The organism is [Clostridium] hylemonae DSM 15053, from assembly GCF_008281175.1.
Taxonomy (GTDB): domain Bacteria; phylum Bacillota; class Clostridia; order Lachnospirales; family Lachnospiraceae; genus Extibacter; species Extibacter hylemonae.
Genome location: NZ_CP036524.1, coordinates 1,557,744 through 1,579,405, shown reverse-complemented (window position 1 = coordinate 1,579,405; position 21,662 = coordinate 1,557,744). Strand labels below are relative to the sequence as shown.

Here is a 21,662-nt window from a genome sequence, read left to right as displayed (position 1 = left end):
TTTATTCCTCCTGTAATTTCTTAAGTTTTTCCACACATGTGCGGAACCTGAATTCTTCCCGCATATGCTGAAACACCGGATTCTGCGTCAGTGAAGCTGAAAGGGATTCTTTGATGAGCCTGGAGCCTCTCGGCGTGCCTTTATCCGCATCAAACCGCTTCAGCCAGTCATCGACGTCTGTAAAGTAAGAATCTCTGGAGGCAAGACTCCACGGCATCGGTGTCTTTAACACAACATCGGTGTACCTTTCGATCATCTCAACGGCCTTCCCTTCCTCGTTTCTTCCGGCATACAATTCCGCCGCTGCCATATAGAACTGCAGCGCCGTATAAAAATGCAGCTTTTCCAGTCCGTACAGCTTTATGATCTCCGTAAGCCTCTTTATCGTCTCGTCGCAGAATTCCCTGTCTTCTGTGCTGAGCATCATCAAATTTACAGAATCCTGCATAAAGAAGAGCAGATGCTGGTACGCGCAGACCTGGAATATCTCCCTTGCCTTCTTCCGGTCGCCCAGCTGCTCATACGCCGCCCCGGTCATCTCTGCGTCCTGGCCCAGCGGCCTTACATCCTCGCCGAGTATCTCCAGCGCTTCGAGCGGTTTGTTGCGCATGATCAGTATCGTCACCTCCAGCGAGACCGTATCTTTGATGAGCGACGCATCGGCGCTGTCCTGCTCTATCCTTCTGCAGAGCATCCATGCACGCTCCATCACCGTATCCGGCTCTTTCATGAGCACTGCATGATTCAGATACAGCAGCGCCATCTTATATAAAAATGGAAAACAGGAATAATACTTCTTGATCATGTTTTCACATTTTTCATATGTCCCCTCCGGCTCTGACGGAAATGCCTCCGCCAGCTCCCGGTACAGCTTTGCGATTCTTTTCTTCGTAAGCTGCGGCTCGTATCCCATCAAAGTATCGACAGAGATATTAAACAAAGTTGCCAGTTCCGGAAGAAGGCAGATGTCCGGATACGCGTTGCCGGTCTCCCATTTGGACACCGATGACTTCGATACTCCCATATGCTCTGCGAGCTGTTCCTGGGTGATTCCTGTTTCCCGCCTGTATTTCATAATATTTTTGCCAATATTCACAGCAGCCATTTTTCTTCCCTCCTTCTTATAATCCCATTATAGTATTATTATCCTCATTATCAACGGATTAAGACGCAACAATAAGAAAAAAAGTTTCCAAATTGGAAACTTTTTTCTATCCGTGCAGCCCACTATATATAAAATGTTTTGCGCGCTCCGCATGCTCTTTCTTCGTGTATATATAATATGTGATACTGTGTTCAAATTTCTCTCCGAAATTTCCCATCCTGTGCGAATTGGCGCTGTAGCCTCCTGAGCTTTTTGTCTTGACCGTGTACGGTATTCCCTTCCCGTCCAGAATTTCCTTCGCCCTTGCATACCGCGCCAGTTCCATTGTCATGAATACTTCCGTTCTGTCAAAGAACATAACACAACGCCTCCTCTCAACCGAGCACCCGCTCCACCGCACCCGCAAGCAGCCGCGCTGAGCCGGAATTAAAATGTACGCCGTCCACCGTCACCGCCAGACCTCTTTTCCGGGACAATACATCTTTTCTGTGCGGAAACAGCAGCATGAACATGCCGTCCGCCAGCCTTCCGAAATTATATCTTCCCCAGCTGCACGTCCGGACCTTTTTCACATGCCTGCTCTGCATAGAATATATGTCTATGAACTGTGCGCCGTATCTCTTGGCCGTACTCCGTATACAGTCGTTATATGCCTCCACTTTCCCGAGCGGATATCCTGCCAGCTGTATGTACGGAAGTCCTATGAGAATCACCTTATATTCCTCATCCGCCAGTTCTCTGACTATCGTCTCATAGCGTTCGGCAAACTCCCATATGTCACTGCTGAAACTGCGGTACAGATTCCGCAGTCTGCACTGCGCTTTCCAGAAGAGAGAGCGGCCGGACAGATAAGGAAGCAGTATATCGTTCGTTCCAAGAGAGATGACGACCGTATCTGCACTTTTATATTTGCTTTTTTTCAGGCAGCTGCGCAGCCTCCGTGTGCCGCCCCAGAGTGAATCGCCGTTAACGCCGAGATTTACGATTCTTTCCTCCCGGCGTAAGAACGAAATATAAGAATATCCCATGACGCCGAGCGTCAGGCTGTCCCCGATACATAAAACCATTCTGAATACCCTTTCTAATCAAACCATTTCTTTATCTTAAACAGCCAGATCTCCACGACAATGATCGCGATACTTACTATGATAACTACCGTATACCCGTACGGACTCTTAAGCTCCGGCATACCGACAAAATTCATTCCGTACCATCCGGCGATCAGCGTGAGCGGAAGAAAGATCGTTGTGACGACCGTAAGAAACTTCATGATCTGGTTCTGCCGGATATCTATCTGGGATTCATACATCTCCCGAAGCTGAAGGGAATATTCCTGCAGCCGTCTGGCATTGTCGAACAGGCGGTCCGCCCGTTTGGAATACAGGTCGAAGACACGGCAGTCTTCATCGTCAAACATGTGATTTTGATTCTCTTCCAGCGTCTCGCTCACCTCGATGAGCTGCTGATAATATGACTGCAGTGCAAGAAGCTCCTTTCTTATCGACAGCATCTGCCGGTCAAAGTCCGTGATGACACCCTGAAGCAGCACTCCTTCCAGCTCTGAAAGCTTCTTTTCATAATTCTGGAGAAAAATAACATCCTCTTTGACAAGATACTCCATCAGCTCAAAGAGAAAATGCGCCGTGTATGTCTCTTCTACTGTCAGCGTATCCGCCATATGCTTTACCAGCTTTTCAATGATGCCCGAGTCATCCACAAGCACAAGCTTTTTTGCTGTCATATAGTAGCCGAATGTCATATACTTCCCGAGCAGGTCATCCTTTCTCGGGATAACAAATGTTCCGATGACACAATCCTTCAGCAGATCCGCCCTGCAGTAATGCGTGTGATAGATATTGAGCAGCATTTTTTTCTGAAACTGCTTTTTATACTCTGACTCGTACTCCTCTGATGTAATGATCACCACAAGCGCCTCGTTGTCCTCAATGGTCTCATCATCTCCAACCGGCACGATACTGCCGTCCAGACGATACTGCATTTATATTCCCTCCTTAAATATATATAACTGTCTATATCATACCACATCTTGCACCATTTAAATAATATCTTAAGAAATAACTTGTCTTTTCTTCATTTTTCTAATTTATACTGTTCTTATAAACTGAGGAGGGTAATCACATGAAACAAAACCCAAAATATAACCGTCTGACCGCCGCGCTTTTTGTCATCTATCTTCTTCTGGTGACATGGATCATCCTGTTTAAGATGCAGTTTTCCCTTTCGGAATTCGGCCGCTTCCGGAGCATAAACCTCATCCCGTTTGCCGGTTCATTGATCGTCAACGGAAAAGTACGGCTGTCGGAAATATTTGAGAACATACTCGTATTCGTGCCTGTCGGCATCTACCTGTCCATGCTCAGAAGTGATCTGTCTTTTTTGAAAAGGACCGCCCTGATCGCCGGTTACAGTCTGCTGCTTGAGACACTGCAGTATATACTGGCCGTTGGAGCCACCGACATTACGGACCTGATCGACAATACGCTTGGCGGAATCATCGGTATCGGCCTGTATGCCGGCGCCGGCAGGCTTATACGGCAAAAAGATAAACTCGATAAGATCCTCAATATCCTGGCCGCTGCCGGAACCGTATGTCTGTGCGCTCTCATACTTATACTCATCCTGGCAAACCTCTGATACAGCCTTTTCACACACCGGCAGGACATATGGCCGCAGACATACGTCTGCTATGCATGGGGAATATCTGTATATTCGGCAATATCCCTGCTTATGGTGCACAGGTCTTCTACTGTCATATCGTGTATGTCCTTATGGCCTGTGATCCTGGCAAATGTGCGTATTTCATCAAAGGCGGCTTTAAAGTAGTTCCCAACCCGTTCGGAGGCGGCTCTGGCATCAAATCTGGCTCTCAGCTTTTCGTCCTGGGTCGCGATCCCGGCCGGACACCTGCCGCTTCCGCAGTCCCGGAACTGCAGGCAGCCTGCCGCCACCATTGCAGCCGATGCGACAGCCACCGCCGATGCTCCCATAGCGATCGCTTTTACAGCGTCAGCGGAGACACGAAAGCCCCCTGTCATGATCAGATCAATATCTGCCCCTGACGCCTCCAGATATTTCTTTGCGCGATGGAGCGCATAGACTGCCGGCACGCTCGTCGAATCCCGGATGATCCTCGGACTTGCTCCTGTAGCTCCGCCGCGGCCGTCGATCGTGATGAAGTCCGGCTGTGCAAACACGCAGTATTCCAAGTCTTTCTCAATCCTTCCCGCAGCGATCTTAATACCGATGGGGCGTCCTTGCGAAGATGCCCGAAGCTGCCACACGAGCTCCTTTAATTCTTCTTTTGTACTTATATCTTCAAATTTGGACGGGCTGATCACATCCTTACCAAGCGGTTTGTTTCTCACCCTGGCGATCTCCTCTGTCACCTTATCGCCCGGAAGATGGCCTCCCATCCCCGGTTTTGTCCCTTGTCCTATCTTGATCTCTACAGCGTCCGCCTCCCGCAGGTTCTCCGGTGTCACGCTGTAACGGTTCGGAACATACTCGAATATGTATTTGTAAGCGGCTGCTTTCTCTTCCGGCAGGATTCCTCCTTCTCCGCTGCACATGGCAGTTCCCGCAAGAGCACTTCCTCTTGCAAGCGACGTCTTCGCCTCTCTGGACAGTGCGCCAAAGGACATGTGTGAGACATACATGGGCCCTTCCAGCACCATAGGCTTCTTCGCATGTTTCCCGATAACCGTCCGGATGTTCACGTCTTCACCGGCGTCCAGCGGCGGCGGATTCAGCTGCGCTCCGAGTACAAGTATCTCATCAAATCCCGGCACCGGCATCTGCGTTCCCATCGCCTCGATGACCGGCCGTCCTGTGGCTGCCATCTGCCGGATCACCTCCATATAACGGTAACCGCACTTCTGCCCTGCGCCATCTTCCCCGTCCGCTGCCTGGAACGATTCCTTCGGCTGTCTGCAGGCCGGACAGGACTCAAGCTCCTCAAAGGGCTTTCCTTCCTTTTCTTCGTCATATATGTACCCGCACACACCGCATTTATACCTTGCCATAAACTTCTGCCTCCCTTATGCATATTTTTTATTAAGTATACCATATCCTTCACGTTTCATGGTAAAATATAAACATCCGGCGGACATTCACATGGAGGGTTGGGAAATGCGCGTGATATACGAGAATAAACTGAAGGACTATATGAACAGGAAAAATCTGAATACCATTCTGATCGAGGCGTACGCTCCCAGTTCGTGAACCGGCGTGCCGGAGATAACAGCAAGATTTGCTGACAGGAAAGCCGCAAAGCGGCTCACAGGCAAAAAAAGAGTAAGCCGAAGGATTCCCGGTGAGTCCGGAGAGATCCTTGTGCTTACCCCTGCATTAAGTTATGATGATACCGTCACCCTCGGTCTAAAGAGTATACTTGGCATCAAATGTATCACTGTGGAAGGCATCCGCCCTTAGGACTCTTTCCATCCTTCCGGCACCCAGTCTTTCGGAGGAAACGGATCGCGGTACCGGCCGTCCGCCTGTTTCTGATACATGCGCATTCTAGTGATATGCCACGTACCGCCGCTGTCCTTCTCAAAATCATCACAGTAGACCATCCATGTCTCCACCACCGAATCATCTTCTTTATATACATGGTGGTCCTCATACTGGAACACGCCGCGGGCGTTGTTCTCATCCATAAGCCAGACGAGGGGCTGATGCCCCATATGCATCGTGACCATGGCAGAGTTGACCCATTTGGATGTCAGCGCCTGGTATGCCCCGTCATCGGTCACAAGATGGCCGTTGCAAAAATAGTGAAAGTTTCTGCCGAACAGATCTGGGGCATACTCCTCCCCTTTCATATCCATAAGCCACCAGTAATAATATTTTGTCTCTATGACCTTCTGGAGCTCACACAGCATCTCAGGCGTATAATCCTGATTCCGTGCATTCCGGACAGTCTCCATTATCAGTTCCCGGTCTTTCTCGTCTTTTGATATTATTTTTACAGACATGTAACCCTCCTCATACAAACTGCCGTACTGCCGGATCTCTACAGACTGTAGGCAGCTTCAAATCCTTCCCACATGGCAAAGCTTGCCTGGCGTGCCCTGACGGCGTCTCCAATGACATGCACCTCGGGAACGAACTCTTTCAGTGTTTCCGAGAGCGGATCATAATTTCTGGAACCGAGGCCAAAGAGAATATAGTCAAAGCCTCTCAGCCATTCTTCCGTCCCGTCTCCTTGCTGTACTTTTACGTCATGATCCGTGACTTCAAGAATCTTTGTATTCACCTTTATGTGAACACCGCTCTTTTTCAGACTGCGGAGCATAGGCGCACGGTTAGGCTCACACACGCCGGTCAGCAGCTGCGGCAGCATCTCCACGAGCGTTACTTCCACATCCCCAATGCTGGCGTCATAGCCTCTCGTAAACGCAGTCGGACGTGCATTCGCAAGGATCGTCTCCGCAGTCTCACATGCCACGGCGCCGCCGCCAAGAACACAGACGCGTCCTTTTGGAATGACAAACCTGCCGCGCAGAAAATCGTGGGCAGTTAGCACCGGATATTCCTTCGTCCCCTTGATGGGAGGCACGAGCGGCCTGGCGCCGGTCGCCACAATGACAGCCTCCGGGGCAAATTCCCTGACTGCCTCCGCGGTCGCCTCTTTTCCAAATTCAAATGTAACTCCGGCCTTTTTGGCTCTGTGATTCAGATGAACGAGCCATTTTGTCATCTCCTGTTTGCCGGGTGATACGACCGCCAGGTTAAGCTGGCCCCCGATTTGATCCTCCGCCTCCCAGACCGTGACATCATGTCCCCGTTCCGCCGCCGTGACGGCTGCGTACATTCCTCCGGGACCCGCGCCGATCACGAGCGTTTTCTTAGATCTCTGTGCAGGCACAGCCGGGAAATCATATTCCCGTCCTACAAGAGGATTGATGTGGCACCGGCACTGCGGACTCTGAGCTGTTCTTGTAATACAGCTTCCCCCGCAGCTGCCGCAGGGGGTGATATCATCAAAGCGGTTCTCTTTGGCCTTCTTACAGAGATCCGGGTCCGCAAGCAGCGGCCTGCCGACTGCCACACCGTCCACGATCCCTCTCTCCACAATATCGGCCGCATACCTGATATCGTTGATCTTACCGACCGCATAGACCGGTATGCCCACCACCTTCTTTATTTCAGCCGCTTCATAGATGTTCATGCCGATGCGCTTGCCCTGACTCGGGATAATATACTCAAGCCCTTCATACTGGGTCCCTCCGGACACCTCCAGCAGATCCACCCCTGCCGCTTCAAACTTAGGGGCCAGATAAAGCATATCCTCCAGGGAATTGCCTCCCTCCGCTCTCTCGTCTCCGGAGATCCGCAGAAATACAGGAAAATCCGCGCTGACATTTTTTCTCACTTCTTCAATCACTTCCAGGATAAAACGCGCCCGGTTGTCGAGGCAGCCGCCGTACTCATCCATACGTTTGTTGCGAAGCGGAGAAAGGAAAGCGCCCGGCAGCATATACGCATGAGCACAGTGCAGGGAGATGCCTCCGCATCCTGCTTCCTGGACACGCCGCGCCGCCGCGCCGAACTGCCGGATTATCGTATGTATCTCTTCAATGCTTACAGAGCGGCTAACATGACAGTTGGCATTCGTATTCACGGACGGGCCAAGGGGCGGTATCTTGCGAAATCCGCAGATGGACTCCGGGCCCGGATGAATGATCTGTGGAATGAGCGTGCTGCCCGCGGCGCTGACCCTGTCGGCAAACACTTTAAACTGCGGCACAAGATCATCTGAATCAAGACATGTCGTATTGCCAATGTACTGGTAATTATGGTCAACCGTAACAGCGTCTATGACTACATATCCCGTCCCTCCTTCGGCCCGGCGGACAAATATGTCCGCCAGCCGTTTTGGCACTGTCCCGTCTTCCGCCTCATAGTCCATACTCATGGGAGCCATGCCGACCCGGTTCTTAAGTGTCAGGGATCCGACTTTCAGCGGGGAAAATAATTTGGAATCTTTCATGTCCATTAAAACATACCTCTTTTCTTTAATTGTTCTCATGTATTCTCGGCAGCATCCTGACCGCGGCAATGCCGGCAACGATACAGCCAAGCTCGATGACGGTCAGTGTTTTGATGGACGACACTGCCGCCAGCAAAGTGGCAGCCCCCTCGCTCGCTCCTCCCGCCACCGCTTCTGTCATACGGCTCGTGACACCGTTCGTGAACAGCGGAACAAAAACCGCGACACCAAAGGGCGCCGATATATCACGGAATAATCCGTACGTTCCTGTTCCCGAACCGGCCACTTCACTGGAGAGACCGGACAACGCCACTTTCATAAAGATCGTTGCGTTTCCGCCAAGTCCGACGCCGAGGATTCCAAGCGCCGCCGCAAAAATGGCGACGGAGGACTCTGCGGTAAAGAAGTACATGATACCACAGCCGACACCTGTCAGAAGCAGAGAAAACGTAAGCACTGTCCGGGGTTCCTTCTTGTCTGCCATCGGACCTATGATCACAGAACCGAGTGACATGCCGATATACATGATAGAGATTGCAAAGCTGGATATGATCACATTATCCGGCTGTGTATAACGTACAAATACGATCACATTTGTCATGTTCGCCTGCATGAGCCCCTGGGTCAGGAAAAGTATGATGACCGGCAGGATAAAAGCTTTACGCGCCATAAACTGTCCGTTGAATACAGGGCTGCCTGCTTTTCGCTCCACAAACACAAGACAGATCAAAGACACGGCAGCAACAGACGCAACAGCGATAAACTGTACGGAGCTCCAGCCGATGTTCTGTCCAAATGACGGGATGCACAGGAACAGGCTGAAGAAAATAAGTACGAGCACAGAGCCTGCACGGTCAAAATCTGTCATTTTCTTTTTCTGGAAGGCCGTCTTTTTGATCGTAAACATACAGATCAGGAATACGGCCGCGCACAACGCCACACATACCCACATCATTGCCCGCCAGCCTGCGGCATTCATGATCAGGCCGCCGCACGTAGGACCGATAACTACAGCGCCGCTTGAGATAAGCATATAGACCGCAAATCCTTTTCCCGTCTCCTCCGGAGGATATTCCGTGACAATGTAGGCCATGACGACCGGAGATATGGCGGCCGTTCCGATACCTACTATGAACCGGGCCGCCAGCATAAAAGCAAGTGAAGTGGCAACCGCGGTCAACGCGTTTCCCGCCGTAAATACGAGGATCCCCAGAAGCAGCGTCGTGCGCCGTCCGAGAATGTCGCCCAGTTTTCCTAAAATAGGCGCGCAGGCTGCGGTAGACATTGCCAGAGCCAGGGAAATCCATGTCGTATTGCTGTAATCAATTCCAATATCCGCCACAAATGCCGGTCCGAGGACAGCCGTAAATCCCCCGATGAGGCTGACAAGAAGGGCGGCAATGCCAAATGGAACAAAACCTTTCTTATAGTTCGATCTGATCGCAGTATTCATAATCTCTCTCCTTTAGCTTAAAAACCAGTATGCAGTACCGCAGAGGCGCGCTCCTATTCATCTTTCATGTGAGGAATCACTTCCTTGAGGCGGTAACGCTTTATCGTAGTCTCCCTGTCAAATTCATTTGTGATACCTTTTTCGTACAGACCGTCGATCTCTTCGTCTGTATATCCAAGGTCTCTGAGTATATCTCTGTTATCCATACCAAACAGCGGGGCACCCCGCCAGATTTTAGAAGGATTATTTTTGAATTTATTGATAAGCCCCAGGCCGGTAACATGCCCGAGCATCGGGTCATCCCACTCTGTGATCGTCTCTCTCGCAATCCAGTGCGGGTCGCTGATGCAGTCCTCAAGCTCGTATACTCTCTGGCATGGGATCTGGTTTTCCTGCATGACAGCCTCTACTTCCTCCATCGTATGTTCCGAGACATATTTCTCCATAGCCGCTTCCATACGCCGCCCTACCGGGGAATCAATGAGCCATCCTGTAAACCCTTCCGGAAAATCCGGGTCTCCTGAGCCCGGCTGCGGCAGTCCGATGATCGGGAATCCCCGCTTACACACTTCCGCTCCTGTCATGCCGATGAATATGGTCCTGCCGTCCTTACAGGTATAGAAACTGAACAGCGCTGCCTGCCCGTCTTTGTTGCCCGTTCTCGGCACTTTCACTCCATCTGTCGCAAACTGCATCACACGTCCGTCCATAATACGGGCAAGCGCCTCATACTGGGCAATATCCACAGATTCTCCCTTCCCGGTCAGGACTGTGCTCACATAACACGCCAGCATAGCCCAGCATGTAGTCAGTCCGCACACAAAATCGCTCAAATACGGATTCGTCTTCAGCGCCTCCGTCGTTCCGTTCAGTGACATGTATCCGCTGAAAGCCTGCCCTACCGCGTCGTAGGAAGCGCGTGTGACGTAACTTGGGTCTCCTGTCTGTCCGTATCCTGACACGTGCACGATGGCGATCTTCGGATTCACCTTAAAGATCTCTTCATCGGAAAGCCCAAGCCTGTCATATTGTCCGCCTTTGGAGGATTCCACCCATATATCTGCCCACTTGATGAGCTTCATGAATATCTCGCGGCCTTCCTCTGTTTTGATGTCGGCCACCATGGAAAGCTGATTCCGGTGGTTCTGGGGATAGCCGTACCACCCCCGCTGATTATCCGGCTTTTTTGGCCCCTCAAAGTGGATGACAGTTGCGCCGCATTCGGAAAGAAGTCCTCCCCCGAGAGGTCCGGCTATATTCGACCCGCTGTCGAGGATCTTCAAGCCTGCAAGGGCTCCGAAACTTGGAAAATCTTTTAAACCAGCCATATTTATCTTTCTCCTTTTTCTTTTATTATTTTGTTTTGTGCATGTTCATCGTGATCTTGATCTTCGGGTCGCGCATAAAATGTTCCTCGTAAACACGAAGATACCCGGTCTCAAGAATATACCATTTGCCGTCCACCTTCTCATACTTATCTGTGTAAAATGCGCCGCCGTTCACGCCTGAACCGGCATACTTGCTTTCTTCTGTAAAGATCAGTTTATCCTCCAGATACCATCTGCCTGTCGCCGTAGTCTCACTGTCGATCGTGATCTCCGGAGTGTGTCCCATGTGCATGCTTATTTCTTCCCTCGGCATCGCCTTCTTAAAATAGTCTGTGACTTCCTTTGGACCGTGGAACACAAGCTTGCCGTTGGAGTAGGAAGTTACAATGTTCGGGGAGAGTGTAGTCTCCAGTTCATCCCAGAACTTGCCGTCAAGGCACCGGAAATACTGGCCTTTCAATTTTTTTATCTCTTCAATATCTTTCATCTTCTGGATCTCTTTTTCCAATGCTTCTAATCTTTCTTCAATACTCATGATTTTCTTCCTTTCTGTTCAATTGTTGTTTTTTACATTGCTTCTGTCACTGCAGCGCCATACCCGCCTCATATCCTTCCCGGGAAGCTGTTCTTGCGTCTCTGGCGGCCAGAGCGTCTCCTATCACCTGTACCGGAATGCCGGCTGCCTCACACGTTTCCTTCAGTTTCCCGCACGGACGCGCTGTGATTCCGGTACAGATCACTGCCGCGTCACATTTTAGTGTTCCCCGGCTTACTTCCTTTGTCTTTCTGTCAGTGATCTCATAATTTACCATGCCGGGTTCCAGGCTCGTCACAAGGGCTCCTGACATCTTTGCGATCTTGTAATACTTGAATTCGGGGTTCAGGAACATTCTTCTGAGCATATTCAGCCCTGTCCCGACCCCCTTTTTCTCCAGGGCAGTGACCTGCGCTCCCCTGGATGCAAGCAGCTCCGCAACCTCCGCTCCTACCAGCCCGCATCCGATAACTGCCACATGACCGGCAGGGGAGGCTTCTCCTCTTAGCACCTCATACTGGGTATACACATTCGGGCCGTCTATCCCCGGTATAGCGGGAGCTGTATATTCGGATCCTGTTGCGATGATGACACGGTCTGGGGCAAATTGTTCGATCAGCTTTGGCGTCACGGGCGTATTCAGATGAAACTCGATCCCAAGCCGTCCGATCTCTTCTGCCTCCCACTTTGCAGCCGCCGCCCAGTCCTGCTTCATCGGTGACACACCGGCAAGCGTAAACTGGCCTGCAAGCCTGTCGGACGCTTCAAAGATGACCGGCTCATGTCCTCTTTTCTTCAGCACTTCCGCCGCAAAGAGCCCGGCCATCCCGCCGCCTGCGATCATAACTTTCTCGGGCGCGGCAGTCTTCGGAAGTCCTTTATACTCCAGACAGAGCATCGGATTACGGGTACATGTGATGTGTTTCATCTTTGGATCGATGACTGCGTCATAACAGCCCTGGTCGCAGCCAATGCAGTGGCGTATAAGTTCCTCCCGGCCTTCCCGCACCTTTGTCACCCATTCAGGATCGGCGAGCTGTGCCCGCCCGATGGCTACGAGGTCAAACTTACCGTCCTCGATCACCTGATTGGCCATCTCACCCGTATTGATACGCCCGACACCAACTACCGGAATTTTGATCTGCTTTTTAATATTGTAGATATTCTCAATATTAAAGCCATGAGGCAGATTGAACGGAGGAACTTCATACACTGTCGCGAAGCTCATCGCATTTCCGCGGGAAATATCCGCCACGTCCACGCCAAGGTCCGCGCTCCTGTTGATGAACTCCACGATCTCTTCCTCTGTCATGTTCTGCTCCATCAGTTCATCGATACAGCCGACGCGCATGAAAAACGGCATGTCTTCCGGTATATTGCTGCGGATCGCGCTGATGACTTCAAAGCAGAATCTGCAGCGGTTCTCAAAGCTTCCGCCATATTCATCCGTGCGCCTGTTCATACCCGGGCTCAGGAACTCGTGGGGCAGATAGCTGTGGGCCGCGTGAAACTCTACCGCGTCAAATCCGGCCTGCACCGCCAGCCGCGCACCGCAGCCGAATTCCTCCACGATCTCATGGATGCGCCCGGCAGAAAGTGTATCCGGCGTCTCCAGTGTGTTCGTCTCATCAAAGAACAACTGCGGACTGAATCCTCCGTGCCACAGCTGGATCCCCATTTTCCCGCCCGCTTCATGCACTGCGTCGGTCAGGCGCCTGAGCTGTCTTACATGATGGTCGTTGTACAGACCCATATACATGTAGGCGTGAGGCGCGGGACATAAGGCGACACACTCAAATATGTTGAGCGCGCACCCTGCTTTTGCCCTCGCCACATGATAGGCGATCATATCGTCTCCCACATCATGTTTGTTTTTTGTCATCTTCGTATTCATGCCAGGCAGAATAATTCTGTTTTTAAGCTCCAGCCCCCTGACCTTGAATGGTGAAAATAGTGCTTCGTAACCCATTGTTTAAAACCTCCTGTTTTATGTAAATTTTTGAGCGGCCGTTTTTATTCTTTGCAGGAACATTTTTCCCGCGAAAGGCAGTCCTCGAATATCCGCTTCCGGTCTGCCTTCCCGTTGTCTCCTCTTTCTATCGTTTTGACATATTCAAATGTGGCCGGAATCTTATATGGAGATAAATATTGTCCGAGAAATGCTCTGAGTTCATCCGCCGGTATCTCCTGCCTGGCCTCTACCACTGCATGCAGCCGTCTTCCCCACTCCTCGTCCGGAATACCGATGACAACGGCGTCTGCCACTTTGCTGTGCCGGACGAGCGCTGCTTCCACCTCCGCGGCAAACACATTTTCCCCGCCGATCACCAGCATATCGCTGCGGCGGTCGGAAAAATAAAGATAGCCTTCCTCGTCTACATACCCGATGTCCCCGACACTGCGGTATTCCCCATCGCTGACTTTAAGCGGCTCATGATTGATATATTCTGTGAGAAAGCATTCGCCGGGGGAAGACATGTATATATCTCCGAGTTCATACGGGGCAAGTTCCTTACCGCTTTCATCCCGGATGGAGACTTTTCCTTCTCCAACCGGGAGCCCGATGCTGCCCGGATGTTTGAGCCAGTCGTCCCCGCGTATACACGTCATTCCGATCACTTCTGTCATGGAATACATCTCGTAGATCTTCTCCGGCGCCAGCAGCTCCATCCATTTCCGCTTCAGATAAGGCGCACAGTATCCACCCGTATGAAACAGAGCTTTCACAGACGCGAAATCCTCCTTCCGGATACCGGGCAGCTTGACGATCCGATTCATAAGTGTGGGAACCATCTGTATAAATTCAATCTTATATTCCTTTATGAGCCTGCAGATGTTGTCCGGGCAGAGGTTTCGCGGAATCACGAGCGTATTGCCGGCAAAAAGTCCGTTGAACGCGGAGGAATGAGGCGCGCCGTGAAACAGCGGCCCAACCAGAAGCTGTCTCTGCTCAAAGTCCATGCCCGACATCTCAAACCAGCCCTTTAGCATACTGTCTGTCATGCCGCCCGGCATGTTCTGCCGGATGAATTTTAACTTTCCGCTCGTACCGCCTGACGGAGATATCATGTTCGGATCAGATCTCACATCGGGAGGCGTCTTTTCCGGATATTGCCTCATCACTTCGTACATCTCCCCGGAATTCAGACAGAACTCTGTGTCCGGAACAGCAAAGTCCGCAAAGGCCCCCGCCGGATTTATGATACGGGATATCTCATCCAGCTCTGCCCCCGCCGTCTTGCTCGATATGGGCATATAACAGGCTCCGGCTTTCCAGATGGCAAAAGCGGCAATGAGATGTTCGATCGAATTCGGATAGGCCACTATCACGGTAGCGCGTTCTTTTATTCCATATTCTCCCAGCATCCAGGCAAGCTGGTTAGAGCGGGTATGCAGCTGCTTCCATGTGATCTCCGATACGGTCTGGTCTTTGTCTATGCAGATGACCGCTGTTGTGTAAGCCTTATGTTTTGAGATATACTGAAGCTGCTTTCCGGGAGTAACAAAGTCCGATGTGCCCAGATTAAACTTGTTAAAAAAATCACCCATCAAGTCCATATTTCGCCCTCCTTTGATATAACTTTAACACTTACATACTCTATGACATTGGATAATATCGTGGCGAATTACAACCTTAAAGCTTCACATTTTCCAGTAAAATCTAACGAAACAACGGACAAATCATGCTATAATACTATTAAATTGATAAATAATCTCCAATAATCCGACATCTGTAAGTAAAATAGACTTAAAAAAGGAGAAAACCGATGAAAGAAGCTATAAAATCCAAATCGATCTGCGGCAGGCCAGTCCATTCTTTTTTTTCAGGCAGGGACAAATATCTGCGTCTTCAGAAGCACTGCATCAGCGACATTACACCTCCTATATCGGAAAATGAATCTATCTTTGTATTCGTCACAGGCGGAAGCGGCGCCATTACGATAAACGGCGTCTCTTTCCCCCTGAAACGCGGTTCTTTCATCTGGCTGCAGTCGTATCACACTTTTACCATCAGGGCAGGTTCTGTACAGCCCCTTTTGATGAGCGTGTGCGTATATGACTACCCGCTGTCTTCTTTTCTTACCTTTCACGAACCGGAACCGGGCACAGTGGACGCGATCATAGATGCCCCTCCTGTCATCAGTCTGGACGGCGCCAGACTGGATAAGATAGAAGCGTTATTTCATGAATTTGAGGAAGAAGATTCCTGCTTTGACCCGGGCAGCGCTCTCATAAAAGTGGCTGTACTCGGCCAGTTTGCAAACTTTTTTATCCACCACAGTATAAAGCAGCACCGCCCGGAGACGAACTGCGAACGTCCGCTCGGCTGGAAAGCCGTCCTGTACATAAGCGCACATTTTGCAGAAGACCTTACCTCCCAGAGCGTGGCTGCTCATTTTGGCTCGGCTGCGGCGGTGCTGAACCGGGAACTGCGCCTGATCAGCGGATACAGCTTTTCCCAGTTTCTCAACCGTGTAAGAGTGAACATTGCCTCCGTCGCGCTGCTGTACGACGGTATGTCGCTTTCTTATGTGGCAGCGCATTCGGGCTTCACTTCTGAGGTTGCTTTCTACCGTATTTTCAAAAAATATATGGGTACAACACCTATAGAGTATAGAAATCAGCTTTTGAATGACGGCAGCGGCGTCTACCGCGGCATGATCATGAGCACGACACTCATGGAAGTGCTCAATCACACTTACTCAAGTTTCTCAGAACCGGTGGATATAAAAGAGGCTTCCAAAAGATTATACATATCCGAAAGTGTGATAAGGGATCTGGTCTATGAGACCTTCCGTTCTCATTATAAGGATCTCGCCGTCCTCACCCGCATCAGGCATGCGGAAGCTCTCCTTCTGACGACAGACCTGCCCATCGTGGACATCGCGGTCAACGTCGGCTTTAACTGCAGCCGTTCCTTTACCAGAACATTTAAAAAAATATACGAAATGGCGCCCAGCGAATACCGGGAAGCGCACCGTGGAGGAAAAAAATAAAATGGGGAAAAAAAATAACATCAACTACCTGCCGCTGTTTGCAAGCTCTCCTTATTACTCAAAAAAGGAATTTCAGTTTCCGATCACAGCGGTAAATAAAACGGTCACCGATACAAGTGTGCTGAAAAACAACAGCGGCATAACACTGCTCTATATCAGGGACGGCCGGGGAACTATAATAGTCAACACCAGAAAATATCCCGTTCACAAAGGGCTGCTCATGGTGCTTGGAGCGTACCACTATTATCAGGTACAGCCCGGAGAAGTGCCTCTGGAACTCACAAAATGCCGGTTAAGCTATGACACCTTTCTCTACATGGCGGCAAATCCATATTACCGTTTTTCCGAAGTGAGGCTTAACGTTGACCCGATCACCTGTCTGCTGGAAGGCCGGATGCTGATACGCACCGAGCAGGTCATCGACGAGCTTGTCGCCGCAACCGCCAAACATAAGCATCAGGGCGGGGAGACAGAATTCTTTCTCTGTATGAAACTGATGGGAATTATGCAGAAGACATATAACAATGATATATGGAAAAAATAGCGGCCGTTTAGACAGACGGCCGGGAAATGAAGAAATACAAAAAGCTGCACCAACCAGAATAGTTAGTGCAGCCTTTAAATGCCTATATTTTTCCTTATTCTCTTAGAATTTGCCAGCCTTCGCAGCTTCCTCGATCATTACCGCAACGGCTACTGTCATGCCGACCATCGGGTTATTGCCTGCTCCGATAAGTCCCATCATCTCTACGTGAGCAGGTACAGAAGAAGAACCTGCAAACTGTGCGTCAGAATGCATTCTGCCCAATGTATCTGTCATTCCGTAAGAAGCCGGGCCCGCAGCCATGTTGTCAGGATGAAGCGTACGTCCTGTACCGCCGCCGGATGCAACGGAGAAATACTTCTTGCCCTGTTCGATACATTCTTTTTTGTATGTACCTGCAACCGGATGCTGGAAACGTGTCGGGTTTGTCGAATTACCCGTGATAGATACGTCAACGCCCTCTTTGTGCATGATGGCAACACCCTCGCGCACATCGTTGGCGCCGTAGCAGTTTACCTTTGAACGGAGTCCGTCAGAGTATGCGATTCTCTGCACTTCTTTAAGTTCACCTGTGAAGTAGTCATATTCTGTCTGTACATATGTAAATCCGTTGATCCTGGAAATGATCTTAGCCGCGTCTTTTCCAAGGCCGTTTAAGATAACGCGAAGCGGTTTCTGACGGACCTTGTTTGCCTTCTCTGCGATACCGATCGCACCTTCCGCCGCCGCAAATGATTCATGGCCTGCAAGGAATGCGAAGCAGTCTGTATCTTCCTCCAGAAGCATCTTTCCTAAATTGCCGTGTCCAAGTCCTACTTTACGCTGGTCTGCTACCGAACCGGGAATACAGAATGCCTGAAGCCCTTCTCCGATCGCCGCTGCAGCCTCAGCAGCCGTCGTACAGCCTTTCTTGATCGCGATAGCGGCGCCGGTGATGTAAGCCCAGCATGCATTCTCAAAACAGATCGGCTGGATTCCCTTCACCTGGTTGTATACATCAAGCCCGGCATCTTTTGTGATCTTTTCTGCTTCTTCGATCGAAGCAATGCCATAGCTGTTTAATACTTCATTGATTTTATCAATTCTTCTTTCATATGATTCAAATAAAGCCATTTACTTGTCCTCCTGATTAATTCTCTGTTACCTTTGCTATTCTTTACGCGGGTCGATGATCTTGGCTGCTTCCGCGACGCGTCCGTACTGTCCTTTTGCCTTTTCCCATGCGTCGTTTGGCGTATCGCCGGCTTTGATGAAGTCAGTGAACTTGCCAAGACTTACAAACTGGTAACCGATGATCTCATCGTGGTCATCCAACGCGATACCTGTCACATAACCTTCCGCCATCTCAAGGTAACGCGGACCTTTTGCCAATGTACCATACATGGTACCAACCTGGGAACGAAGTCCTTTACCGAGGTCTTCCAGGCCTGCGCCGATCGGAAGTCCGTCTTCTGAGAATGCGCTCTGTGTTCTTCCGTATACGATCTGGAGGAACAGTTCTCTCATAGCTGTATTAATTGCATCACAGACAAGGTCTGTATTCAAAGCTTCTAAAATTGTCTTTCCCGGAAGGATCTCTGAGGCCATGGCTGCGGAATGTGTCATTCCTGAACATCCGATCGTCTCCACAAGCGCTTCCTGGATAATACCTTCTTTGACATTCAAAGTCAGCTTGCATGTCCCCTGCTGAGGCGCACACCAGCCCACACCATGTGTCAGACCGGAGATATCCTTAACTTCTTTCGCCTGTACCCATTTTGCTTCTTCCGGAATCGGAGCTGGTCCGTGATTTGCACCCTGAGCCACTGGACACATCATTTCTACTTCATGTGAATAAATCATTTTAAAACTCCTTTCAAATATGCATCGTTATATCTTTAACACCATACTGGGTTTATTTTCTCATAATTTTCGACATTCGTCAATTAACAAATTGCCTAATCAATTGCCTTCCAGAAGGCACTCTTTGTCTTATATTCCCTAATATCGCCGAAATCAAACGGAGCGGTCACCCAGGCGTATCCAAGGTTGTTTGTATCGTCCGCTTTATAGTTGAGATCGAATCCAATCTCTATGCCGTTTGCATTGGCGAAAAAGTTCGCCACATACACTCCGTCCAGACTGTCTCCCTTCAGCGCCTCCTCCATCTGACCGCGGCTCAGTTCTGAGAGCATGGCCTCATCGCCGGCTTCCCCCCGCATTCTGTCCAGCCAGTCGTCTATAAACGCTTCATTCGTATTTATAATATCCTTTACTTCATACACCGTACCGTCTTTCAGGCTTATATTCCTCGTCCTCAGATTCACATAATATGTACTGCTGTCCCCCTGGTAGCTGTAATCCTGAAACACAACGCTGACGAACTCATTGTTCATATAGCTTATCTTATAGTCCACATAGCTGACAAGCGCCGGATATTCGGAGGCGAGGACCCCCTCCTTCACACTCTCCGACGGGTTCGTATATATTTTATCTACTGTCTCCATGGCGCAGTTTTTCAGTTCGTCGTTGACTTTTTTTCCTGTTTTCTCATCAAGGCCGTTGATCTGGGGATATTTGACCTGGAAATCTATAACCATGGACTTTTTCTCTTCATCCGCGTATTCATACAGCTTTTCTTCTGTCTCAAAGGATAAATCGTCCGCCTCATATACTGGTATCGACTCAAGCCCGGAGAGCTCATCTTCATCGTCCCCGTAAGTTCCGTCATAATAATCCCAGCTGTGTTCTCCGCGGTCATGGCCGTCATAACCGCGGTCATCATGATCACGGCCGTCGTGACTGTCCCGGTCATCAAAGGGTTCCGTATAACTGTCCGGGTAATGCTCGTGTACGTATCCGTAGATCCCTCTGGCGGCGCCGTATATGCCGAATACAGCCAAGGCCAGCAGCAGCACGCCTCCGGCCGCTATCCCCACGATCAGAGGCACTTTACTCTTCCCTGCAGACGTCCGCCCTGTCCCTTCCAGCTTCAGTTCCATCGGAAGGAAACGAATCCCGTTTACGGTCTGTTCTTCCCCTGACTGCTGAAATCCAAGGCTGCTGTAATGCCCGGCCGCGTCAGGCGCCGCATTGACATCCATCTTATTTACTTTAAGCACTTCTGTACAGTACGCTTTTGCGGCCTCGAACAGCCTGCGGCCCACGCCCTGTCCCTGACAGGTCTTCTTTACGAAAAACAGGCAGATATGGCCGTCCCGCCTGACAGCCATACTCCCCTTAAGTTCATCATCTTCAAACGCGCCGAAGAAGATCAGTTCCCCCCTGCCGCACATTGGACTTATATTATCGTACTTGATAAAATCCCGGAATTCTTCCACACCTTCCGGAGCATACGACGGCGCCACATCTTCCGCAAACACATCCCATATAAGATGCAGTGCCGGCAGAAGTTCCTGCTGCCTCACAATTCTGATATCCATACTTATTTCCTCCTTATGAATGGTGTTTAAGCAGTTCCTCCCTCAACAGCGTCAGCGCCCTGACTACAGAGTAATCTCTGTTCTTGTCACGGCTTCCTGTAAAGTAAAACTCCTCGACCCGGACATTTCCCTTTACACAGCATCCGATATAGACAAGGCCGACCGGCTTCTCTTTCGTGCCGCCTCCCGGTCCTGCGATACCGGTCACACTGAGAGCTGCGTCCGCTCCGGCAGCCTTCGCCGCTCCGGCAGCCATCTCATAGGCCGTCTGCGGGCTTACCGCCCCGTACTCCATAAGCGTCTCCCGTTTCACGCCGAGGATCCGCTCTTTGGCGTCATTTGAATAGGTGATGTATCCTTCCTTATATACAGAAGACGCTCCCGGCACATTCAGCAGACGGCCCGCCAGCAGTCCTCCGGTACAGGACTCTGCGGTCGTCACAAGAAGATTCTTTTCTTTTAGAAGCTCTACGATCGCCTCCTCCAGCGTCACCTCTTCTTCCGTCGTATATATCTTATCTCCGAACCGTTTATACAGTTCGTCCACCATCGGTTTCATGAGCTGTTCCGCTTCTTCTTCGCTCTTTGCCCTCGCCGTCACCCGAAAGTGCACCTCTCCCGTCTTTGCGTACGGAGCCAGTGTAGGATTCGTCTGCGCGTCCATCAGATCTGCCACCATCGTCTCCGCCTTACTCTCTCCCACCGAACAGATTTTGACCATCTTGGAGTAGATTCCCTCCGGCTGCAGTTTATTGAGATAGGAAGCGATATCCCTCTCAAACATAGGTTTGATCTCATTCGGGGGACCGGGCAGCAATATGGCGGCCTTCCCGTTCTCCTCTATGATAAGTCCCGGGGCGGTCCCGTTATGATTGTCCACCACGATAGCCCCTTCCGGAACCATAGCCTGTTTCCAGTTGTTCGGTGTTATCTGTCCGCTGTGTACCTGACGGAAATACTCCTGGATGCGCGCTTTCGTATGGGCATCCTCCTTTATCTCACGGCCAAATACTTTCGCAGTTACTTCTTTCGTAATATCGTCTTTCGTGGGCCCAAGCCCTCCGCTTAAGATCACGATGTCTGAACGGGAAAGCGCGAGTTTGATCGCATCTTCCAGCCTTTCCTCATTGTCTCCCACCGCGCTCTGATGGTAGCAGGACAGCCCGAGCAGCGCGCACTTTTCCGCAAGGTACGCCGCATTCGTATTTACGATATTGCCGAGCAGGATCTCTGTTCCTACCGATATCAGTTCTACTGTCATGT

20 protein-coding genes are annotated in these 21,662 nt (G+C 50.5%); 4 read left to right on the top strand and 16 right to left on the bottom strand.

Annotation, left to right across the window (positions count from 1 at the left end; genetic code table 11):
- Position 1: 1 nt before the first annotated feature.
- The 4 genes from LAJLEIBI_RS07250 to LAJLEIBI_RS07235 all read right to left on the bottom strand — a co-directional run bounded on the left by LAJLEIBI_RS07250 (position 2) and on the right by LAJLEIBI_RS07235 (position 3,104).
- Positions 2-1,105, bottom strand: coding sequence for a helix-turn-helix domain-containing protein (locus tag LAJLEIBI_RS07250; RefSeq protein ID WP_006444005.1), 1,104 nt, complete (start codon positions 1,103-1,105; stop codon positions 2-4).
- A gap of 106 nt (positions 1,106-1,211) precedes the next feature.
- The gene (locus LAJLEIBI_RS07245; protein WP_006444004.1) at positions 1,212-1,463 is read right to left on the bottom strand and encodes a hypothetical protein; all 252 of its coding nucleotides are present in this window, start codon (positions 1,461-1,463) and stop codon (positions 1,212-1,214) included.
- A 16-nt stretch (positions 1,464-1,479) separates the two neighbouring features.
- Complete coding sequence (locus LAJLEIBI_RS07240) at positions 1,480-2,172, bottom strand: SGNH/GDSL hydrolase family protein (RefSeq protein WP_006444003.1); 693 nt, start codon at positions 2,170-2,172, stop codon at positions 1,480-1,482.
- Positions 2,173-2,186: 14 nt separating this feature from the next.
- Positions 2,187-3,104 (bottom strand): magnesium transporter CorA family protein, encoded by a 918-nt coding sequence (locus tag LAJLEIBI_RS07235; protein WP_006444002.1) that lies wholly within the window; start codon positions 3,102-3,104, stop codon positions 2,187-2,189.
- Positions 3,105-3,244: 140 nt separating this feature from the next.
- On the opposite strand from LAJLEIBI_RS07235, the gene LAJLEIBI_RS07230 reads away from it, so the two are divergent.
- The gene (locus LAJLEIBI_RS07230) at positions 3,245-3,760 is read left to right on the top strand and encodes a VanZ family protein (protein ID WP_006444001.1); all 516 of its coding nucleotides are present in this window, start codon (positions 3,245-3,247) and stop codon (positions 3,758-3,760) included.
- A 50-nt stretch (positions 3,761-3,810) separates the two neighbouring features.
- Here LAJLEIBI_RS07230 and LAJLEIBI_RS07225 read toward each other — a convergent pair whose 3' ends face one another.
- Positions 3,811-5,148 (bottom strand): glutamate synthase-related protein, encoded by a 1,338-nt coding sequence (locus LAJLEIBI_RS07225; RefSeq protein WP_006444000.1) that lies wholly within the window; start codon positions 5,146-5,148, stop codon positions 3,811-3,813.
- A gap of 205 nt (positions 5,149-5,353) precedes the next feature.
- On the opposite strand from LAJLEIBI_RS07225, the gene LAJLEIBI_RS07220 reads away from it, so the two are divergent.
- On the top strand, positions 5,354-5,557 hold the full coding sequence (locus LAJLEIBI_RS07220; RefSeq protein WP_006443998.1) for a hypothetical protein: 204 nt from the start codon (positions 5,354-5,356) through the stop codon (positions 5,555-5,557).
- Here LAJLEIBI_RS07220 and LAJLEIBI_RS07215 read toward each other — a convergent pair.
- From LAJLEIBI_RS07215 to baiB, 7 genes are read right to left on the bottom strand one after another with little or no spacing between them, the layout of a single operon-like run.
- Complete coding sequence (locus LAJLEIBI_RS07215) at positions 5,554-6,102, bottom strand: nuclear transport factor 2 family protein (RefSeq protein ID WP_006443997.1); 549 nt, start codon at positions 6,100-6,102, stop codon at positions 5,554-5,556. The two genes, LAJLEIBI_RS07220 and LAJLEIBI_RS07215, sit on opposite strands and share 4 nt — an antisense overlap.
- Positions 6,103-6,140: 38 nt before the next feature.
- Positions 6,141-8,126 carry an NAD(P)/FAD-dependent oxidoreductase gene (locus LAJLEIBI_RS07210; protein ID WP_040435199.1) on the bottom strand — a complete coding sequence of 662 codons (1,986 nt, stop codon included), beginning with the start codon at positions 8,124-8,126 and terminating at the stop codon, positions 6,141-6,143.
- A gap of 19 nt (positions 8,127-8,145) precedes the next feature.
- Positions 8,146-9,573, bottom strand: coding sequence for an MFS transporter (locus tag LAJLEIBI_RS07205; RefSeq protein ID WP_006443995.1), 1,428 nt, complete (start codon positions 9,571-9,573; stop codon positions 8,146-8,148).
- 53 nt (positions 9,574-9,626) lie between these two features.
- The gene (gene baiF / locus LAJLEIBI_RS07200) at positions 9,627-10,901 is read right to left on the bottom strand and encodes a bile acid CoA-transferase BaiF (protein ID WP_006443994.1); all 1,275 of its coding nucleotides are present in this window, start codon (positions 10,899-10,901) and stop codon (positions 9,627-9,629) included.
- Between the two features lie 25 nt (positions 10,902-10,926).
- On the bottom strand, positions 10,927-11,436 hold the full coding sequence (baiE, locus tag LAJLEIBI_RS07195; protein WP_006443993.1) for a bile acid 7alpha-dehydratase: 510 nt from the start codon (positions 11,434-11,436) through the stop codon (positions 10,927-10,929).
- Between the two features lie 46 nt (positions 11,437-11,482).
- Positions 11,483-13,405, bottom strand: a complete 1,923-nt coding sequence (gene baiCD / locus LAJLEIBI_RS07190) for a bile acid Fe-S flavoenzyme BaiCD (RefSeq protein ID WP_006443992.1) — start codon at positions 13,403-13,405, stop codon at positions 11,483-11,485.
- Positions 13,406-13,449: 44 nt separating this feature from the next.
- On the bottom strand, positions 13,450-14,994 hold the full coding sequence (gene baiB / locus LAJLEIBI_RS07185) for a bile acid--CoA ligase BaiB (RefSeq protein WP_006443991.1): 1,545 nt from the start codon (positions 14,992-14,994) through the stop codon (positions 13,450-13,452).
- 209 nt (positions 14,995-15,203) lie between these two features.
- On the opposite strand from baiB, the gene LAJLEIBI_RS07180 reads away from it, so the two are divergent.
- Positions 15,204-16,433, top strand: coding sequence for a helix-turn-helix transcriptional regulator (locus LAJLEIBI_RS07180; protein ID WP_006443990.1), 1,230 nt, complete (start codon positions 15,204-15,206; stop codon positions 16,431-16,433).
- Position 16,434: 1 nt separating this feature from the next.
- Positions 16,435-16,977 carry a hypothetical protein gene (locus tag LAJLEIBI_RS07175; RefSeq protein ID WP_040435198.1) on the top strand — a complete coding sequence of 181 codons (543 nt, stop codon included), beginning with the start codon at positions 16,435-16,437 and terminating at the stop codon, positions 16,975-16,977.
- Between the two features lie 102 nt (positions 16,978-17,079).
- Here LAJLEIBI_RS07175 and LAJLEIBI_RS07170 read toward each other — a convergent pair whose 3' ends face one another.
- The 4 genes from LAJLEIBI_RS07170 to LAJLEIBI_RS07155 form a co-directional block, all read right to left on the bottom strand.
- Positions 17,080-18,090: a GGGtGRT protein gene (locus LAJLEIBI_RS07170; RefSeq protein ID WP_006443988.1), complete on the bottom strand. Its 1,011-nt coding sequence runs from the start codon at positions 18,088-18,090 to the stop codon at positions 17,080-17,082.
- A gap of 36 nt (positions 18,091-18,126) precedes the next feature.
- Positions 18,127-18,819, bottom strand: coding sequence for an iron-sulfur cluster assembly scaffold protein (locus LAJLEIBI_RS07165; RefSeq protein ID WP_006443987.1), 693 nt, complete (start codon positions 18,817-18,819; stop codon positions 18,127-18,129).
- 95 nt (positions 18,820-18,914) lie between these two features.
- Positions 18,915-20,399, bottom strand: a complete 1,485-nt coding sequence (locus LAJLEIBI_RS07160; RefSeq protein ID WP_006443986.1) for a GNAT family N-acetyltransferase — start codon at positions 20,397-20,399, stop codon at positions 18,915-18,917.
- A gap of 13 nt (positions 20,400-20,412) precedes the next feature.
- On the bottom strand, positions 20,413-21,660 hold the full coding sequence (locus LAJLEIBI_RS07155; protein WP_006443985.1) for a competence/damage-inducible protein A: 1,248 nt from the start codon (positions 21,658-21,660) through the stop codon (positions 20,413-20,415).
- Between the last annotated feature and the right edge of the window lie 2 nt (positions 21,661-21,662).

Bases quoted from the DNA above. Each gene is read 5' to 3' on its own strand.
- LAJLEIBI_RS07240 (WP_006444003.1), bottom strand. From the start codon at position 2,172: ATGGTTTTATGTATCGGGGACAGCCTGACGCTCGGCGTCATGGGATAT.
- LAJLEIBI_RS07230 (WP_006444001.1), top strand. From the start codon at position 3,245: ATGAAACAAAACCCAAAATATAACCGTCTGACCGCCGCGCTTTTTGTC.
- baiF (WP_006443994.1), bottom strand. From the start codon at position 10,901: ATGGCTGGTTTAAAAGATTTTCCAAGTTTCGGAGCCCTTGCAGGCTTG.
- LAJLEIBI_RS07245 (WP_006444004.1), bottom strand. From the start codon at position 1,463: ATGTTCTTTGACAGAACGGAAGTATTCATGACAATGGAACTGGCGCGG.
- LAJLEIBI_RS07235 (WP_006444002.1), bottom strand. From the start codon at position 3,104: ATGCAGTATCGTCTGGACGGCAGTATCGTGCCGGTTGGAGATGATGAG.
- LAJLEIBI_RS07160 (WP_006443986.1), bottom strand. From the start codon at position 20,399: ATGGATATCAGAATTGTGAGGCAGCAGGAACTTCTGCCGGCACTGCAT.
- LAJLEIBI_RS07225 (WP_006444000.1), bottom strand. From the start codon at position 5,148: ATGGCAAGGTATAAATGCGGTGTGTGCGGGTACATATATGACGAAGAA.
- LAJLEIBI_RS07170 (WP_006443988.1), bottom strand. From the start codon at position 18,090: ATGGCTTTATTTGAATCATATGAAAGAAGAATTGATAAAATCAATGAA.
- baiB (WP_006443991.1), bottom strand. From the start codon at position 14,994: ATGGACTTGATGGGTGATTTTTTTAACAAGTTTAATCTGGGCACATCG.
- baiCD (WP_006443992.1), bottom strand. From the start codon at position 13,405: ATGGGTTACGAAGCACTATTTTCACCATTCAAGGTCAGGGGGCTGGAG.
- LAJLEIBI_RS07205 (WP_006443995.1), bottom strand. From the start codon at position 9,573: ATGAATACTGCGATCAGATCGAACTATAAGAAAGGTTTTGTTCCATTT.
- LAJLEIBI_RS07175 (WP_040435198.1), top strand. From the start codon at position 16,435: ATGGGGAAAAAAAATAACATCAACTACCTGCCGCTGTTTGCAAGCTCT.
- LAJLEIBI_RS07165 (WP_006443987.1), bottom strand. From the start codon at position 18,819: ATGATTTATTCACATGAAGTAGAAATGATGTGTCCAGTGGCTCAGGGT.
- LAJLEIBI_RS07210 (WP_040435199.1), bottom strand. From the start codon at position 8,126: ATGGACATGAAAGATTCCAAATTATTTTCCCCGCTGAAAGTCGGATCC.
- LAJLEIBI_RS07180 (WP_006443990.1), top strand. From the start codon at position 15,204: ATGAAAGAAGCTATAAAATCCAAATCGATCTGCGGCAGGCCAGTCCAT.
- LAJLEIBI_RS07250 (WP_006444005.1), bottom strand. From the start codon at position 1,105: ATGGCTGCTGTGAATATTGGCAAAAATATTATGAAATACAGGCGGGAA.
- LAJLEIBI_RS07215 (WP_006443997.1), bottom strand. From the start codon at position 6,102: ATGTCTGTAAAAATAATATCAAAAGACGAGAAAGACCGGGAACTGATA.
- baiE (WP_006443993.1), bottom strand. From the start codon at position 11,436: ATGAGTATTGAAGAAAGATTAGAAGCATTGGAAAAAGAGATCCAGAAG.
- LAJLEIBI_RS07155 (WP_006443985.1), bottom strand. From the start codon at position 21,660: ATGACAGTAGAACTGATATCGGTAGGAACAGAGATCCTGCTCGGCAAT.